The 16,472-nt window shown below is 69.2% G+C and carries 18 protein-coding genes and 1 pseudogene; 4 read left to right on the top strand and 15 right to left on the bottom strand.

Features of this window, described 5'->3' with window-relative positions:
• Positions 1-60: 60 nt before the first annotated feature.
• From FGD71_RS19605 to FGD71_RS49935, 7 genes are all read right to left on the bottom strand, one after another.
• Positions 61-2,616 (bottom strand): ABC transporter permease, encoded by a 2,556-nt coding sequence (locus FGD71_RS19605; RefSeq protein ID WP_119101764.1) that lies wholly within the window; start codon positions 2,614-2,616, stop codon positions 61-63.
• A complete protein-coding gene (locus tag FGD71_RS19610; protein ID WP_119101765.1) occupies positions 2,613-3,410 on the bottom strand; it encodes an ABC transporter ATP-binding protein in 798 nt (265 codons plus the stop codon). The genes FGD71_RS19605 and FGD71_RS19610 overlap by 4 nt, the downstream gene beginning before the upstream one ends.
• On the bottom strand, positions 3,382-4,167 hold the full coding sequence (locus FGD71_RS19615) for a sensor domain-containing protein (protein WP_119101766.1): 786 nt from the start codon (positions 4,165-4,167) through the stop codon (positions 3,382-3,384). The genes FGD71_RS19610 and FGD71_RS19615 overlap by 29 nt, the downstream gene beginning before the upstream one ends.
• Positions 4,164-4,397 carry a hypothetical protein gene (locus FGD71_RS19620; RefSeq protein ID WP_119101767.1) on the bottom strand — a complete coding sequence of 78 codons (234 nt, stop codon included), beginning with the start codon at positions 4,395-4,397 and terminating at the stop codon, positions 4,164-4,166. The genes FGD71_RS19615 and FGD71_RS19620 overlap by 4 nt, the downstream gene beginning before the upstream one ends.
• 23 nt (positions 4,398-4,420) lie before the next feature.
• Positions 4,421-4,765 (bottom strand): ArsR/SmtB family transcription factor, encoded by a 345-nt coding sequence (locus tag FGD71_RS19625; protein WP_420878323.1) that lies wholly within the window; start codon positions 4,763-4,765, stop codon positions 4,421-4,423.
• A 228-nt stretch (positions 4,766-4,993) separates the two neighbouring features.
• Positions 4,994-5,239 (bottom strand): 4'-phosphopantetheinyl transferase superfamily protein, encoded by a 246-nt coding sequence (locus tag FGD71_RS19630; protein ID WP_119101769.1) that lies wholly within the window; start codon positions 5,237-5,239, stop codon positions 4,994-4,996.
• Positions 5,236-5,631 (bottom strand): cytochrome P450, encoded by a 396-nt coding sequence (locus tag FGD71_RS49935; protein ID WP_162931173.1) that lies wholly within the window; start codon positions 5,629-5,631, stop codon positions 5,236-5,238. Before FGD71_RS49935 ends, FGD71_RS19630 begins: the two co-directional genes overlap by 4 nt.
• A 201-nt stretch (positions 5,632-5,832) precedes the next feature.
• Here FGD71_RS49935 and FGD71_RS19640 point away from each other — a divergent pair, with 201 nt between their 5' ends.
• The gene (locus tag FGD71_RS19640; RefSeq protein ID WP_119101771.1) at positions 5,833-6,264 is read left to right on the top strand and encodes a hypothetical protein; all 432 of its coding nucleotides are present in this window, start codon (positions 5,833-5,835) and stop codon (positions 6,262-6,264) included.
• On the opposite strand, the gene FGD71_RS19645 is transcribed toward FGD71_RS19640, so the two are convergent.
• Positions 6,233-9,091: a tetratricopeptide repeat protein gene (locus FGD71_RS19645; RefSeq protein WP_119101772.1), complete on the bottom strand. Its 2,859-nt coding sequence runs from the start codon at positions 9,089-9,091 to the stop codon at positions 6,233-6,235. The genes FGD71_RS19640 and FGD71_RS19645 overlap by 32 nt on opposite strands.
• Positions 9,092-9,296: 205 nt before the next feature.
• On the opposite strand from FGD71_RS19645, the pseudogene FGD71_RS19650 reads away from it, so the two are divergent.
• Positions 9,297-9,538: pseudogene (locus FGD71_RS19650) on the top strand (SDR family NAD(P)-dependent oxidoreductase); the annotation flags it as partial.
• Positions 9,539-9,623: 85 nt separating this feature from the next.
• On the opposite strand, the gene FGD71_RS19655 reads toward FGD71_RS19650, so the two are convergent.
• Together FGD71_RS19655 and FGD71_RS19665 are read right to left on the bottom strand one after the other, a co-directional pair.
• Complete coding sequence (locus FGD71_RS19655) at positions 9,624-9,851, bottom strand: DUF6480 family protein (RefSeq protein ID WP_119101773.1); 228 nt, start codon at positions 9,849-9,851, stop codon at positions 9,624-9,626.
• Positions 9,852-10,390: 539 nt separating this feature from the next.
• The gene (locus FGD71_RS19665; RefSeq protein WP_119101774.1) at positions 10,391-10,717 is read right to left on the bottom strand and encodes a plasmid stabilization protein; all 327 of its coding nucleotides are present in this window, start codon (positions 10,715-10,717) and stop codon (positions 10,391-10,393) included.
• Here FGD71_RS19665 and FGD71_RS47995 point away from each other — a divergent pair.
• A complete protein-coding gene (locus FGD71_RS47995; protein ID WP_140935916.1) occupies positions 10,716-10,946 on the top strand; it encodes a hypothetical protein in 231 nt (76 codons plus the stop codon). The genes FGD71_RS19665 and FGD71_RS47995 overlap by 2 nt on opposite strands.
• 289 nt (positions 10,947-11,235) lie before the next feature.
• Positions 11,236-11,466: a DUF5133 domain-containing protein gene (locus tag FGD71_RS19675; protein ID WP_119101775.1), complete on the top strand. Its 231-nt coding sequence runs from the start codon at positions 11,236-11,238 to the stop codon at positions 11,464-11,466.
• Between the two features lie 92 nt (positions 11,467-11,558).
• Here FGD71_RS19675 and FGD71_RS19680 read toward each other — a convergent pair whose 3' ends face one another.
• From FGD71_RS19680 to FGD71_RS19700, 5 genes are all read right to left on the bottom strand, one after another.
• Positions 11,559-11,912, bottom strand: a complete 354-nt coding sequence (locus tag FGD71_RS19680) for a DUF6766 family protein (protein ID WP_338120069.1) — start codon at positions 11,910-11,912, stop codon at positions 11,559-11,561.
• Positions 11,913-11,994: 82 nt separating this feature from the next.
• Positions 11,995-12,402, bottom strand: coding sequence for a hypothetical protein (locus FGD71_RS19685; protein ID WP_119101776.1), 408 nt, complete (start codon positions 12,400-12,402; stop codon positions 11,995-11,997).
• 240 nt (positions 12,403-12,642) lie between these two features.
• Positions 12,643-13,641, bottom strand: a complete 999-nt coding sequence (locus FGD71_RS19690) for a sugar phosphate isomerase/epimerase family protein (RefSeq protein WP_119101777.1) — start codon at positions 13,639-13,641, stop codon at positions 12,643-12,645.
• A 24-nt stretch (positions 13,642-13,665) separates the two neighbouring features.
• Positions 13,666-14,862 carry a Gfo/Idh/MocA family protein gene (locus tag FGD71_RS19695; protein WP_119101778.1) on the bottom strand — a complete coding sequence of 399 codons (1,197 nt, stop codon included), beginning with the start codon at positions 14,860-14,862 and terminating at the stop codon, positions 13,666-13,668.
• Between the two features lie 43 nt (positions 14,863-14,905).
• Positions 14,906-16,348, bottom strand: a complete 1,443-nt coding sequence (locus tag FGD71_RS19700) for a sugar porter family MFS transporter (RefSeq protein ID WP_119101779.1) — start codon at positions 16,346-16,348, stop codon at positions 14,906-14,908.
• Between the last annotated feature and the right edge of the window lie 124 nt (positions 16,349-16,472).

Consider the following 16,472-nt stretch of genomic DNA (forward strand, 5'->3'; position numbering starts at 1 on the left):
CTTCGACGCCATAAGAGCGAGCGTAGGTTTGACAAGGCTTCGCCCACCACGTTGTTAAGGTCATTCCCGGCTGCCGATGGCCGCGGAGGGCCGGGTGCGCAGCGCCACCTGGGTGGTCAGCAGCGTCGTACCGACTGTCAGAACGAGCGCTGACACGAGGACCGCCAGCAGAATCGACGGTGGACCGGCCGGCAGCGCCCGGGCGAGTACGGCCTGGCTCAGCGGAACCAGGGTCAGGACCGCGACCAGCATGCCCAGCGCGAGACCGGCCAGTGCGGTCAACAGCGCCTCCACCGTCATCATCCGCATCACCTGGCCCCGGGTCGCGCCGACAAGACGCTGCAGGGTGAACTCGCGGCGCCGCTCGCCGGTCGCCATCACCAGGGAGTTCACCAGGGCGATGACCGCGTATCCGACGACCATGGAGACCAGGAGGTACGCCACCCAGGTCTGGGTGTCGTTCTGCTCGGCCGATGCGGTGACCAGGACCGCCCGGTCGGCAGCGCGCAGCCCGGGCAACGGCGCGCCGGAGCCGGTGAGTTCGGCGGCAAGACCCGCGGTGTCGGCGCCGGAGTCCGCCGCGACCAGGATCTGCGGCACCATGCCGTCGGTGGTGTGCGCGGCCACCACGGAAGCGGGCATCAGCGCCGCACCGTATCCGCGCTGGTCCCCGACTGTTGCCACCAGGCGGGGCTCGACCACGGTGCCGTCGCCCATGCGCATGGGGATGCGCTCACCGATCCGGTGTCCCTGGGCGGAGGACTCGGGCAGGGCCACGGTGTCCCCTCTCAGATCGGCGAGGCTGCCGCTCACCGCACGGATCGCCGTGGTGCGCTCGATGCCCGCCGCGGAGACCCCGGTGATCTGCACGCGGTCGCCCTTCGGCCTGCGGCCCTTGCCGTCGTACGCCTCCATCTCGGCCTTGGACGGCTCCATGAAGCCGGCGCTCGGTACATAGGCGGAGGCGGCCGCCACGCCGGGCTCCTTGCCGATGTCGTCGGCCACGGACGTGGGCATCCCGCCGGCCGCCGAGGTGAGCACGAGGTCGGCTCGGAGGTTGTCCTCGAACGCCTGCTGGGCGCCCTGGTTCTGGGTCGTCTGCAGGTAGATCAGGGCGGTGGCCAGACCGGTGGCGAGCATGACCGGCATGACCGCTCCGGCCAGCCGGTTCGCCCGGGCCTTGGCGTTGAGGATGGCCAGTTGTCCGGAGAAGCCGGTGACCGCGCGCAGCGGCCAGCGCAGCAGGGCCGTCATCAGCCTGCTCAGGGTGGGGCCCAGCAGGCCGAAGCCGGCGGTCCACAGCATCGCGGCCGGCGTGGCCGTGCTGCCCGCAATCGTGCCGTCGACGTTCATCGTGACGATCGCGAGGGTGGTGCCGCCCGCCAGGCAGAGTACGGCGAAGAGCAGCCGGATCCAGTTGAGTCGGCCACGCTGCAGGCTCGCCTCGGCCAGCGCCTCGGTCGGGCGGGTCCGGGCGGCGGCGCGAGCCGCGATCCAGGCGGCCCCGAGCGCGGTCAACAGCCCCGCCCCGGCGCCCACGATCATCGGGACCCCGCCCGAGCGGTGGATCATCACGTCGGGCACCACACCCGCGTCCACGAACCGGCCGAGCAGCCAGTGCCCCAGACGCGGCCCGGGCACGCAGGCCAGTGCGGTGGCGAACACGGCGATGGTGAACGTCTCGGCAAGCACCATCCGCCGGACCTGGCCGGGCGTCGAGCCGATCGCGCGCAGCAGTGCCATCTGCCGCTGCCGCTGCTGCAGTGACAGACCGAGGGTGCTGGCCACCACGAACACCGTGACCATGATGGACATACCGCCGAACACGGCCGACAGGGACACCAGGTTCTTGCCGTCGGTCACGACGGCGGGGAACTCGGCACGGCCTCGTTCGTCGCCGGTCAGCACCGAGACCGGAGCGCCCGCGAAGGCGTCGGCGAGCGCGGCCCGCACCTGGCCGGTGTCGGTGCCGGGGCGAGTGAGGATGCCGATGGAGTCGACCTTGTCCCGCTGAGGGGCGTGACGCGCCGCGTCGCTGTCCGCGAGGAACAGCGTCTCGGCCGCGCCCGGTCCGCTCACCAGCCCGGACACCCGGTACGTGGCCATGGTGCCGCGCAGGCCGAGAGTGACCCGGTCGCCCGCCTTCGCACCCGCCCGGGCGGCGAGCCGCGAGTCGAGCGCGACCTGGCCCGCGGCGCCCGGTGCGCTGCCCTGGACCAGGCGGTACGACCCGAGGCGAGCGGAGTCCCAGCCGTGACCGGTGGCGGTGACACCGCCCTTGACACCGCCCTTGCCGTCGGCCGGGGCGACCATGGCGGGGATGGAGACATCCGGAACGGCCGCCTGGACGCCGGACACGGCCGCGGCCTTGGACACGTCGGCGGAGTCGAGCCGGACCCGCTCCCGGAAGACCTTGTTGGATTCGGGGTAGCCCTGGTCCCCGGTGAGGACGATCGGTGCGGTTCGGAGCCGTTGCGGCTCGGCCAGTCCGCGCACCCCGGTCTCCAGCAGCCCGCCGCAGGCGATCACGATGGTGGCGCCGAAGAAGAGCGCGATGAACGAGGCGACGAAGCCGCCCTTGTGGAACTTCAGGGAGCGCAGCGCGAGTCCGATCACCGGGTCGCTCCGTACTGTCGGTCGTGTGCCGTGCGCTCCTCGGCCCAGGCACCGAGATGGGTCATGCGCTCGGCGACCATGTCGGCGGTCGGGCGCTCCAGTGCGTCGACGATTCTGCCGTCGGCGAGGAAGAGGGTGCGGTCCGCGTGCGCGGCGGCCACCGGGTCGTGGGTGACCATCACGATGGTCTGCCCGGCCCACTGGACGGCCTCGCGCAGCAGTCCGAGGACCTCGCGAGCGGTTCGGGTGTCCAGGGCTCCGGTCGGCTCGTCACCGAAGACCACTGCGGGCCGGGTGACGAGCGCGCGGGCGATCGCCACCCGTTGCTGCTGGCCGCCGGAGAGTTCGCCGGGGCGGTGCTTCTGCCGCGAAGCGAGGCCGACGCGTTCGATGACCTCGTCGACCTCGCTGGCTTTGGGGCGGCTTCCCGCCAGGCGCAAGGGCAGGGTGACGTTGTCCCGTACGTTCAGCGCGGGCATCAGGTTGAACGCCTGGAAGACGAAACCGACGCGCTCGCGTCGCAGTTTGGTCAGCTCTTTTTCCTTGAGCCCGGACAGGTCCACGCCGTCCAACCGGACGGAACCGGACGTCGGCCGGTCCAGCCCCGCGGCGCAGTGGAGGAAGGTGCTCTTGCCCGATCCGGACGGGCCCATCACTGCGGTGAAGGTGCCCCTTGGCAGGTCGATGCTGACACCATCGAGAGCGGCCACCTTGTTCTTGCCGCCGCCGTAGACCTTGTGGACGGTGTCTAAGTGGACGACGGCGTCAGCTAACCCGCCCGGTGTTCGGCTCATGAGTATCCCTGTTCTCTGTCGGTTCTGTGGATGTGCCGGTGCGGCGGCAGCCCGGCACGGTGGAGAGCGGACCGGGGCCGTTGAGCACGCCCTTGGCCTGTGCGAGCGGGTCGCGGGGCGGGCGGAGTACCACTTGGGCCACAGTCAGGTGCAGGCGGGCGGTGGCCATGAGAAGCCGGGCGGCGAAGGGAAGCAGGACGAGCGCGACGAGCGCGAGGGCCAGCGCCCCGGGCAGGGTATGGACCCAGCTGAGCGCGCCGTGCGGGCCTGCGGGGCCGCCGGAGACGTCCACGGCTCGGTACCACAGGGGCAGCGTGACGCAGCCGAGAGACACCAGCCAGACGACCAGCGCGAAGAGGTCCACGATCAGCAGCGGCGGGAAGAGGGCTATGAGGTAGGCGCAGTCGCGGGCGATCGCCGGATCGGTGCAGCGAGTCTTGAGGTGGGCAGGCAGACCGGTCTCGGTGACCTCGCTGTACCGGTACGGAATCGGCCGGTCGATGAGTGTGGCGCGGCCCCGCTCGACCTGCGCGCAGCTCCTGATCACCCACACCGAGCCGATGATCAGCGGCACGGTGACCGTGAACTGGCTCAGCACCACGCCGCTCACGAAGGCGGCCGTCGCCACGGCGAACAGGGCGCCCCCGACCAGGGGATAGCTTGCGAGGTAGCCGGCGGCGAGCCAGGGGGCGGCGGATAACGGAAGTCTGATCAGGGAGGCCGGAGGGCGCAGGCGCCCGGTTTCCGGCCTGCTCACTCGATCCTCCGCAGCATGTCGTCGATCGAGCTCACCCGGGCCTTCAGATCGGCCAGTTCGGCCTGTATGGCCTCCTGCCGGGTGACCGCCTCTTCGGCGAGCTTGCGGTACGAGGCCATGGCCACGGCGTCGGCGCGGTGGCGCTGCAGTCTGAAGTGCGAGACCACCGCCGCCGTGATACCCCCGACGACGATCAAGACGATGGCGATGGCGACAACGGCGCCGGTCATGTCCGGGTCCCCCTCATAACGTTCTAACCTTCCTCATCCGCAGGCCCATCCGCTGTACCCGCCTGCTGCTCGTCCGCGCGCAGGGCGTCCAGAATCGTCTGCACGTTGAGGTGCAGGTCGAACGGCACCAGCTCGAAGTACTTCAAAGCCTTGCCGTCGTCGGAGAGTTCCAGGTGGCCGACGACCAGGCCGGCCTTCTCCAGGCGCTCCAGATGCATGTACAGCAGGGGGCGGGACATGCCCAGTTGCCGGGCCAGTTCACTGACGTACATACGGCCGTCGGCAAGGCCTGCGATGGCCCGGAGCCTTTGGGTATGGCCAACGGCGGAGAGGAAGGCCAGGAGCTCCTCGCTGGTCAACGCCCCCACCTCTCAGCGAGCCGGACTGTATGTGTCAGTCGAATCTTACACGTGCCAGAAGCGCAGTCAAACAAGGGCCAGGGACACCACGCACGCCAGCAGAAGGCCGTCCCGAACCAGCCACCTTCCGTCGAACTCCCGTGGCGCGGCAACCTGTTGCGGGGGCGCCGGAGCCAGGACGCGCGCGTGGAAGGTGCCGTCGGGCGCCGGTGAGATCACAGCCCCGTCGAAGCCCAGTCAGGTGTGCGTCGCGGGGAACCATGCCTTGCAGACGGCTTCCTTGGCGCAGAACAGCAGCCGGTCCCAGTGGACTTCGGGGCTGTGGCGGGCGAGCCGGGCGACATGCGACGACTCCTCGGGCAGCGCGATGAACTCCAGTACGCCGTCCGGCAGGGGCGCATGGGGCTCCGCGTCGATGCCGAGGGTGCGCAGGTCGGACCGGTGTGCGGCGGCCTCGGCCCGGTATCCCGCACAGTGGGTCATGCTGCCGACGACATCAGCCGGCGCTGCCGATGCCAGGATTCCCCTCCTATCGCGCCGATCAGACGGTTCCGCAGTACCGGACGGACGGTCCGGTACAGGAAGTTCTCCTTGTCATAGTTTTCCCTGTTCTCGACCAGGACCCGGTGCACGTGGTCGGGATGGTTCAGCATCACCAGCGGGTTGCCCAGCAACCGCATCCGGAATACGTCGCCGTGTGTCTGGACGGCCTTGCTGAGGAAAGCTATGTGGTTACGCCGGACCGCGGACAGCCCGCTGAGTGTCTCCGCCAGGCTCAGGCCGGGGATGGGACGCCCGCCTCGATCAGAATCGTGGGTCGGGCGATGTCCTGCTTGGATGGGAGCGGATCCAGATTCCCTCAGTCTTGCGAACATCTCATCTCCTTGGCGTCGCCGCTGAGTTTCTGGACGCGAGATCGGCCGCGGTCGAGTAATCCTGCGTCGTACATGACTCTCTTCCGTCGTGCTGACGGGGCGCTGACGGTGGGGCCGTGCAAGCATCAGAGCGACTCGAAGTCGCGTGTGATCGGACGCGATTGTGGTTCCCTGGTAACCGCCGGACATCGAGGAGATCGCATGGACGCCGAACTCGTGGCGCTCGCAGCGGGTGGCGCGAGCGCCCTGGTCGGAGCGATGGTGACCGATGCCTGGGCACAGGCCAAGGAGCAGATCGTCGAGCTGTGGCGCCGCCACCGGCCGGTGCAGGCGGAAGCAGTCGAAGGCGAACTGGACGTTTCGCAAGGGGAGTTGAGCGCTCGGTCGGCTGCGGACGAGCTTCTGCGGGCGCGCATCGAGGGGCGGTGGCAGGGGCGGCTGGAGCGGCTGTTGGAGGAGTCCTCGGAGGCTGCGGCGGATCTCCGGCAGGCGACAGACCTCATGGTCCGGTTGGCCTCCGAATCCGGCTCACGCCCCGTCGTGCAGAATGTGCGGGCCGGCAGGGACGCGTATACCGCTGCGCGAGACCTGAATGTGAACGTCAAGCGTCATGACGCGGGCGGCGGCTCCTGATCTCACTGATCTCACTGATCTCGCGACGGATCGTCTCGGTCAGCGGAGCCGCGGCGAGCCCCGCGTCTTCCATGTCGCGCTGGAGCGCCTCAAGGCCGATCCCATAGGCGCTTTGATCGAGCTCGCCGAGTTCGTGTTCGAGGGTGGCTACCTGGTAGCGGAGTTCGAAGGCCTTGAGGTGCTGCCCCCGGCCCCCGCTGTCCCACACCGCAGCAACCTGTCTGGCGAGGCGCAGCCCGTCTGCGTAGCGTTCCTGGGCGCGCCGAAGCCGGGACAGCTCGAGAGTGATGGCGGCGGTGAAGGGATGTTCGGCACCCAACTTGTTGAGTTGGTGCGTATAGATTTCCACCAGGTAAGTCTCTGCCTCCGTCAGTCGGCCGACCGCCATCAAGACGCTGCCGAGGGTTCTGACGGACTCCAGAGTGGACGGGTGGGTAGGGCCGAGTTGTCGGCGCCGCGATTCCAGCACATCTCGCGCTTCTCCGAGAATCTCGGCCGCACGGCCTTGCAGTGTGCGGAGAATGATCAAGCCGTTACGTGGGATGAGTGTCGCCGTGTGATCCCCACCCCGGGTTTCCGTTCGGGCGTCGATCACCTGCCGGAAGAGTAAGTCCGCCTCGCTCAAGTGGCCCGTATCGCGCAGGAGGACCGCAAGGTTGGACATGGCTACCAGCGTCAGGGGATGTTCAGGACCCAGGAGCTGACGCCGAGCCTCGAGGTTGGTGCGGTACTCGGCTTCGCCCTCGCGGTATCGACCCATGTGCGCGAGCGTGAAAGCAAGGTTGTTCCGGCTGCGAGTCACCTCCATGTGGGTACTTCCCAGGGTTACCTCGCGGCGGGCCAGTACATGTCGATGAAGTTCCACGGACTCCCGGTAGCGGCCGAGTTTGCGTAGCGCGATCGCGTACCGGTTTTCCGCCATGAGCGTCTCTGCGTCATCGGGACCGAGGACGCGCACACAGATGGCAGCGGTTTCCGCCAGATGGCGCTCCGCCTCCGAGTAGTGGCCCTCGACGCAGATGCGGTCCGCGTAGTAGGAACGGCTCGCAAGCGTCTCGGGATGCTCGCCACCGAGAAGTCTTTCCTGCGCTTGCCAAGTGGCGCGGATCTCAGCTGTGGCCTCCGGGCCGCGGCTGTCGATTCCCAACGCGCGCGCGTAAGTGAAACGGCACAGGAGGGTTTCCCTGTCGTCCGCTCCCAAGGTCCGGACGGCCAGCTCATAGCAGGCGGTTGCAAGGGCCACGGAACTGCTGAGGGAACCCAGATCTTTGAGGGTGGCGACCGCGGACCGGGCAAGATGGATCAGGGTTGGAACGGCTGCCGTCGGCGTCGGGCATCTTTGCATCAGGCGTAAGCAGTGCGGGGCGGCCATGGTCCACCACAGGGCCTCGCCCTCATGCGTCGGCGCGCTCGATGCCGCTTCTGCCAACAGGTGTACCGCGAGTGACCAGATGTCCGCGTGAGTGCCCTCTTCCGCCGTCTGGGCTGCCACGGTCTCGCCGACGAGCCGGTGCACCTTCAGGCACGTGACGCTGCCCTGGTCGGAATGCAGCAGGGCTTCCTCCACGATGGCGAAGTCGCACAGCGCCTCCAGCGCGTCATCCCGGCGCAGGGCGTCCATGCCCTGCGGGAACAGCGGCGATTGCGACAGGACCTCTGGGTCCAGAGCGCGCAGCGGGATCGGCGTCGATTCGTAGCAGGCAAAGACCTGCAGCAGGATCCTGGCTTCCGGCATGCCGCGGTCTTCCAGCAGCCGCAGCGAGCGCTCCCAAGTGGCCGTCACGCGGACCCTTCCCGAGTTCTCGAAGTGCCTGCGACTGCTGCCCGCACGGCTGTCCGCGCTATCCAGCAAGGCGACGTTCGACCGGACCTGTGCGTCGTATGCGCGGAGGGTCGAAGCCGCGTAGGCGACCGCGTCGGATGCGCTGCCGACCCGCCGGAGTTGGCGGCGGCACTGGACGCCGAGGTACGAGCCGGCCATCTGGAGCGCCAAAGGCAGGCCGCCCAGGGTGTCGGCGAGGCACAGTGCCGCACCCCTCAGGTCATGCGCGTCGTCCGCGGTCTCCAGGCCGACGGCGCTCAGTTGGTCGAGGAGGACGGACGCGGCCTCCCAGGGACGCAGTTCCCGCAGCGAATGGATCACGGCGTGCCGCCAGAGGTCCGGGTTACCGTCCCGTGTCGTGATCAGCACAGCACCGCTGCGACTTCGCCTGAGCCAGCCGTTGCCATCCGCGGGGAGCCCGCCCCGCGCGGACATCGGAGTGGGGTCGTCGGCCTCGTCGATCACCAATAACCACCGACGGTCCTGTGCGTCCAGACTCCGCCACAGCAGATCCGGCGCACTCAGTTCACCCTCCCATGCCGCCCGGACCAGCTTGGGGTCGACGCCGAGTTCGACTGCCAGCTGGCGTAACCCACTGTGGAGCGTGGCTGGATCGGCTGCCGATACCCACCACACCTGGCGTCCCTGTTCCCGTGCGCGGCTCGCGACGCTCAGAGCCACGGTGGATTTCCCGGAGCCGCCCAGACCGTGCACGACCGACAGCCGGGGCTCTGCTGTGGACACTTCCTCCAACAGCAGATCGATCAGTTCCTCCCGGCCGCGTACCTCCGTCGTCAGCCGCCCGTAAGGCGGTCGCACCGAAAACAGCCCTGGGCCCGATCCGCGGGAGGGACCCGCGGTATCGACGCCCTGGTAGATGTTGATGTCTCGCACAGCACCGTAGGAGTTCCCGGACGACCAGACGTTCTGGACGGACTGCGACTCATCGTCGGATCCGTCTTCGGCGATCTCCGGCATGTGACGACCCATCAACTCGGACAGCACATCTCAGCGGTGCGAGAGGGGGTCTGTTCTGCCCATCCCGCCTCCATGGAAGAACTATGACCCATGGCGGGCGTGAGCACAGGGGTATGGACATTGCCGAAGCTTTTCCCGGTTTCCTGCGATCCGGCTCCCCAGATCCGTGTGCCCGTCGTCCTGGCCGTGCCGGCAATTCGTCGTGGCCCTGATCACCGGATCCGACTCAGGGATGGGCCGTGCCACCGCTGTCCGGCCGACCGAAACCGGCATGGACATCGGCATCACCTGGCACCGAGATCATGCGGGGGCGCAGCGGACAGCGGACGAGGTACGCGCGGCGGGGCGTCGCGCCGCGGTCGAGCAGCTGGACCTCACCCGGCTCCCTGAGGCCGCCGGGATCATCGACCTGCTCGCCGAGCAGCTGGGCAGGATCGACGTGCTGGTCATGGTGCCGGGACCGGCACCATGACCTCTTGTGGGCCCAGCGCGCCGCCCACCACATGATCACCCAGGGTGGCGTGCCAGGCGTCGTGGGGCTGGGGTGACGTGGCTGACGCTACGCGATCAGGATGACCGCCATGGCGATCAGCCCGGTCGCTATCAGCGCCACCACCACCATGATCAGGACGAGCGGCATCGGGCCCCATCCCTTGCGCAGCTCGGGCGGCTCCGGGTGGGAGATGCCGAAGGTACTCGCCTCGGCGGGTGGAGTCTCACCGGGCGACACCCCGCCGCCCGGTTCGAGTCCCGGGGTTCGTCTTGGTTCGGGGTCAGGAGTCGTCATGGTGCACGCTCCTCTCGGCTTTCGGCCGGCTACGGCCGGTTGGCCTTGGGTTTGCCGGGCTGTTCAGGCGTGCCGTGAGGCGGTGGGTGCAGGGGCGGAGCGGCGGTGTCGGGGGTGACCTTCGACCCGCCTTGAGGGGGCTCCGGTGTCATGGGTCCGCCGCGCCCGCCGCCCGACGGCGTGGTGGTGCCGGAGAGGAGTCGCTCGAGCCGGGCTCGGGCTCCCCGAGCGGCAAGTGATCGTAGTCAGCGATCGGCAGTTCGTCGTGTTGTCCAGGCACGGGTTTCCCGCCCCTCCGCGACAAAACAGTCGATACCGGTTACTTGTCGGGCCTCGCAGCGCTGATGTCGCCGAGAGCCGCGTCGCCATCAGGTGCCGGTCACTGACCAGCCCGCGCAGAGGGCGTACGGTCCGACGCCCGAATCACCGCCGGTGTCGTCGGTGTCGTCGGCTGCGAGCCATCCATGCGCGCCGCGCCGTGCCCTCGCGCCGCCGAGGCGGGTGGCAGTCGCCCGGGCGGCTCGCTGTCGGCTCCGGGGTCAGCGGCCGAGCGCCTTTTGCAGTTGTTGCTTGTTCATGGAGGAGCGGCCCTCGATGTTGCGCTTCTTCGCCTCCTCGTACAGCTGGTCCTTGGTGGGGCCCGCGGCACCCCGGTGGGAGCGCTCGCCGCCGCGCTGGGACGCGGACTTGGGATCGCGCGTCGAAGTCCTGCTCGACGTGCGGGATTCGCCGGAGCGGGCCCGCTCCTTGTTCACCGTGCGCGCGGCGATCTCCTTCGCCCGGCCGGAGGACTCGCCTCGCTGCTCGGCGCTCTCCTTGATGTGCTCGTACTGCCGCTCGCGCTTTCGGCTCGATCCTGCGGGCATGGCGGAACTCCTCTCTCACGCGCGCCGCGAGTACCCCGCCCTCTACGACCGAACCGCACCGCCGGTGGTGATCTTGGCGAGGCAACGCGGTCGTGGACGGATGGCCACGCCGGGAGCCGCGCCAGGCATCACGCGCCGGGTACTCGGTACTCCCCAGGGGGACGAGCGCACGTACGACGACATGCTGGATGAGGGGCACTTCCCGCCGGAAAGACCGGCTGCCTGGTGACGGCACTCGGTTTCGCGGGGAACGGTTTGAGCCCTCGCGGCGCGGGCAACCGGCCCGGCAGGTGCTTGGGACCACAGGCCCACCGCGGGAGGAGCCGCGAATCGGCTGCCCTCCGGTGTGCGCCGTCGTCCTGGGCCTCCCGCGACTGCCCGACCACAGTGCGACGGGAGGAGAACAGACTCGATGAGCATGCACGCCTCGCGCCCTCGACAGTGACTCGCACGCCCACCAGGTACAGGCCCCCGCTTGACCGGCCTTACCCCCAGCTTGTGTGAAGGGAGAAACTCCCATGCTCATGGCCCACCCGGTCGTCCTCGTCGACCTGCTCGAGCAGTACAAAACCCTGCACGCTCTCCACGCCGAGGAAGGCAGCGCCCGGGCGCGCCAGCGCCTGGACGACATCGCATACACCCTGTGCATCGCCACCGGCACCCGCGACATCGACGCCGCGCTGATAGCCGCCCACCACCGACTCCCTGGCTCCCGCCCCAAAGACGACTCCCTCATAGCCGACGCCTGACACCCTGCGTCGGGGCGCTGCTCCCGAACCGGGGGCAGCCCACCCGGAGCCGTGGGTGGTGTTCGGCTGCTCGTCGGTGGTGAGCCGGAGCATCAGCCTTCGACGCCGGTGGCGTCATGGGCCGCTCCGACCGGTTTGGACTCCGGAGATCCGCGCTGCACCAGCCAGACGGTCACCGAGACGTAGAGGAAGAACTGCAGGTACTCCGACTGCCAGTTCTCCGCCGTATCGACCGCGAAGTCGGAGGACGTCACGTACTCGCCGAAGCTGACCGGCTGTAGCTGCTCCGCGAGCAGTTGGTTGTTGAAGTCGGCCTGTCCAGCGATCGCCTGCCCGGCCAACGCCAGCAGGAACCCGGTGAGGAAGAACAGCCCGAGCCCGTTGTCCCGCACGAAGCTCCGCAGCCCACCGTCGCCTGCCGCTGTCCGGGACGATCGGTGGGTCATCGCCGCATCAGTCCCAATGCCGCCAGTACGCGAGACCGACGGCGACCAGCATCAGCGTCACGGTGAACATGACTTTCACGGCTCATCCGCCCTTGATCTGGCACTGGTACGGCATTTCAGACCGCGGTCGGCACCCTGCCGCCACCACCTTCCAGCCCTCGCTGAAGCGGGAGAGGAACAGCGTGTCCTTCGTCAGCACCGCCCGCGCCTGGTTGCTGTAGACGTCCACCAGTCGCACCGCACCACCTGGGGTCAACGACTCCTCGCGCAGCGCCTTCCCGCACGGCCGACGGACCGAATGTTCCAGCTCTTCCGCGGTTCCGGGCGCGAGTTCAGCGCACGCGCGCCCGAACTCCCCTTCGGCCAGGGCTCTTTCGAAGGCGGTTGCGGCACCGCGGACCTCGTCACGCCGTTCCGAAACCGTGCCGCACCCCGTCGCCGCGGCAGCCAGCACGACGACAACGGCCACACCCCGGCGGGATCCGACCATTCACCTGCCTCCGCCCTTCAGCCCCGCGACGCAATCGGCCACCGTCAGTACGCAGTCGGTAACGGCTCCCGACCGGCTTCCACGCCCGGAGTTCCCCCACCCAGCTCATGAGCTTGACCTTGGGCCGAATGCTGAAGCGTTCCACGGCGCCGCGCGCTGAGGCACGCTTGTGAGTCCCACGGCACAGCCATGGCCCCGCGCCCGGATACGGCGGGCGCGGGGCCATGTGGCGCGGGTGGGTCACAGAGCGGACGCGGCGCTGTGCAGGTTCTTCGCGGCCAGGGCCAGTCCTTCGGTCTGGGAGTAGGCGGCGTCCTCGTGTTCGATGTTCACGGCCATGTCCGGGTTGATCTCGGCGAGGGCGCGCAGGAACTCGGTCCAGTAGGGGACGTCGTTCCCGAGGCCGACGGCGACGAATTTCCACGCCGGGTTCTCCGGCCAGGCGTTGCACCAGAACCCGTAGCCGGTGGGCACCTTGCCGGGCGCGTCGGCGGGAACGCGGGTGAACGAGGTGTCCAGTACGCCACGGATGTCGGCGCCCGGGCAGAGCGTCGCGTCCTTCGCGGCGGCGTGGAACACCAGCGGGCCCAGCCACTTGATCGAGGCGACGACGTCCATGCCCTGCCACATCAGATGGGAGGGGTCCATCTCCGCGCCTACGTTCGTCGCGCCCGTCTCGTCGACCAGACGCTTGAGCGTGACGGGGGAGAACACGACGTTGTGCGGGTGCATCTCGATGGCGACCCGGACGTCATTCTCCCGGGCCAGCGCGTCGATCTCCTTCCAGAACTCGACGGCCACGCCCCACTGGTAGTCCAGGACGTCCATGTAGACGCCGTCCCACGGGTTCACGACCCATGAGGGGTACTTGGCGTCGGGGTCGGAGCCCGGGGTGCCGGACATGGTGACGACGTGCTTCACACCGAGCAGGCCCGCGAGCCGGATGGTGCGGCGCAGGTCGTCGGCGTGCTTCGGCCCGACTCCGGGGAGCGGGTTGAGCGGGTTGCCGTTGCAGTTGAGGCCGGTCAGTTCCATCCCGCGGTCGGCGAAGGTCGCCAAGTACTCCTCGCGCGCGGTGGCCGAGGACAGCAGAAGGTCGACCGGGCAGTGCGGGGAGGGGATGAAGCCGCCGGTGTTGACCTCCACGGAGGTCAGCCCGTTCCCCTTCAGGATGTCGAGGGCTTCGGGGAGGGTTCGGTCGTGCAGGCAGGCGGTGTAGGCGCCGAGCTTGAGGGCCATCGCAATCTCCTTCGATACGGGGGGTCAGGCGGCGGGCGGAACCGTGACGGCGGCGCCGCCGCCCAGGGAGGAATCGACGACGGCCTTGATGATCTCCATGGTCCGCAGCGCGTCGGCGAACGTGGCGCAGGCCGGCCGCGGGTCGGCGACGCCCGCGACCTGGTCGAGGAAGGCACGGGCCTGGTAGGTGAAGTTGTCGGCGTTGCTCGCGCCCACACCCGGCGCCTCCATCGGGACCCCGCCCGCGAAGTACGGCAGATTCGGGCCGGCGATGATCGTGCGTGCGCCTCGCGTGCGGGCCTCGGGCTGGGCGTCGTCGAAGAGGTACTCGGCCGGCCGGTGCTGGTCGAACGCGGCCCGGCCGCCGAGCCCCAGGACATCGAAGGCGAGACCGTTGGGCAGGCCGAAGGCGGTGCGCGACACCGAGAAGGTGCCGACCAGGCCGGACTCGAAGCGAGCGGTGAAGGACGCGGTGTCCTCGTTCTCGACCTCGCCCACCTCGTCGGACACGGGGGCCGCGTTGTGCCCGACGACCGCGCCCAGCGGCAGCGGCCGCTTGGGGATCTGCGTCGACAGCGAGGCGCCGGAGACCGAGGCGATGGGCCCGGCGACGTACTCGGCGGCGTCGATGATGTGCGAGCCGACGTCCCCGAGCGCACCGGAACCGGGGCCGCCCTTGAACCGCCAGCTCAGCGGCCCGTTCGGGTCGGTCGCGTAGTCGCACCAGTACCGGCCGCTGAACAGCGAGAGGTCGCCCAGCTCGCCGCGCTGCACGTGATCCCGGATCGCGGCGATGCCGGGGGAACGCCGGAAGGTGTACCCGACGGCGGTCACCACGTCGGCGGTGCGCTCCAACTCGGCCATCGCGCGGGCGTCTTCGAGCGAGCCGGCCAGCGGCTTCTCGCACAGCACGTGCTTGCCGGCGGCCACCAGCGCCTCCGCGATCGGCCGGTGCAGCGCGTTGCCCACGACGATGCTGACGGCGTCGATCGTCGGGTCCTCGACGACGGCCTCCCAGCTCGGGAGCGCCTTCTCGTACCCGTAGCGGCGCGCTGCGTCCTCACCGAGTTCGACGTTGGCGTCGGCTATCGCGGCCAGGCGGACCGGCGGCAGGCCGGCGCCGAAGACCGTGTTGACGTTGCGGTAACCGGCGGCGTGGCTGCGGCCGGCCATGCCGGCTCCGATCACCGCGACGGAGATGGGTTTGGCGGACGTGGTCATGCGGGTGCCTTTCGAGGAGCCTTCGAAGAGAAGGAGGACGTGATCAGTCGGCGTACTGCCGGCGGAAGTGGGACTCGATGGCCTCCATCGAGCGGCCCCGGGTCTCGGGAACGGTGCGGACGTAGAAGACGAACGTGGCGGCGTTGATCGCGGCGAAGATCAGGAACGTGGCTCCGCCGATCGCGTCGATCAGGGGCGGGAACACCAGCGTGACCAGGAAGTTGGCCATCCAGGTGCCGAAGACGGCCGTGCCCATGGCGAATCCGCGCAGGCGGAGCGGGAAGATCTCCGAGAGCATCAGCCAGAACACGGTCGCGATGCAGCCCTGCATGAACAGCAGGAACGTCAGCATGGACGCGAGCACGAGGTAACTGCGTGCGGTCGACTCGGGCAGGACCAGGAAGCAGAAGGCGATCAGTACCAGCGAGACGGTGACGCCGACCTGTCCGGTCAGCAGCATCGGGCGCCGGCCGAACCGGCCGAGCAGCCACATGCCGGTCGCGACCGCGAGCACGGCGACGACGCCGTTGGCGATGGTGGCGGTGAGGGCGGCCTGCGTGCCCAGTCCGGTGTCCAGCAGGATCGTCGGCGCGAAGTACATGATCGAGTTGACGCCGGTGAGCTGGGTCAGGGAGGCCAGCCCGAACCCGAAGATCACGAGGCGCCGCACCCACGGCGTGCCCAGGTCCCGCCAGCCCGCCTTCCGCTCGCCGGCGTCGGCGGTGACACGGCGCTTGATCTCGGCGAACTCCTCGTCCACGACCTGCGCGTCGCGGATCCGGCCCAGGGTGCGTTCGGCGTCCTCGAACCGGCCGCGGGAGGCCAGCCACCGGGGCGACTCGGGCACGAACAGCATCCCGAACCACAGCAGCACGGCCGGGACCGTGGCGATCGCGAGCATCCAGCGCCACACGCCACCCTCGCCCACGGTCTCTGCGATCACCGCGTTCGAGGTGTAGGCCAGCAGCTGGCCGGTCACGATCATCAGCTCGTTCTGGGTCACGAGACGGCCGCGGCGGTCGGCGGGCGCCAGCTCGGCGATGAACACCGGCACCGTCGCGGACGCACCGCCCACGGCGAGACCGAGCAGCACGCGGAACAGCACCATCACCACGAGTTCGGGTGCGAGCGCGGTGCCCAGCGCGCCGACGAAGAACAGCACGGCGAGCCCGAGGATCGTCCGCTTGCGTCCATAGCGGTCGCAGAGACGGCCGCCGAACAGGGCCCCGAACGCCGCGCCGAGCACGAGGGACGACGCGACGATCCCCTCGGTGAGCGGGGTGAGCCCCAGCCCGCCCTCCTCGGGCGACAGAGCCATGAAAGGCAGCGCACCGGAGATGACACCGGTGTCGTAGCCGAAGAGGAGTCCGCCGAACGTGGCGATGACGGTGATGGTCCGCAGCCGTCGGTAGACCTTCGCAGAGGCCTTGTCCGTGGCGATGCTGCTTGGTGTGGGGGCCTGGGTGGCGTCGTCCCTGACGTCCATGGCCACCTCCTACCGGTTGATGTGTGTGTGGGGGGACGAGGGCAACCTCAGCTGGAGGTGGGGAAGTTGAAGCCGGCGTTGACTTGTTGTGTGGGTTGGGGCCAGCGGGTGGTGACGACTTTGG

The sequence above is a fragment of the Streptomyces sporangiiformans genome (genome assembly GCF_005768555.2).
Lineage (GTDB): Bacteria > Actinomycetota > Actinomycetes > Streptomycetales > Streptomycetaceae > Streptomyces > Streptomyces sporangiiformans.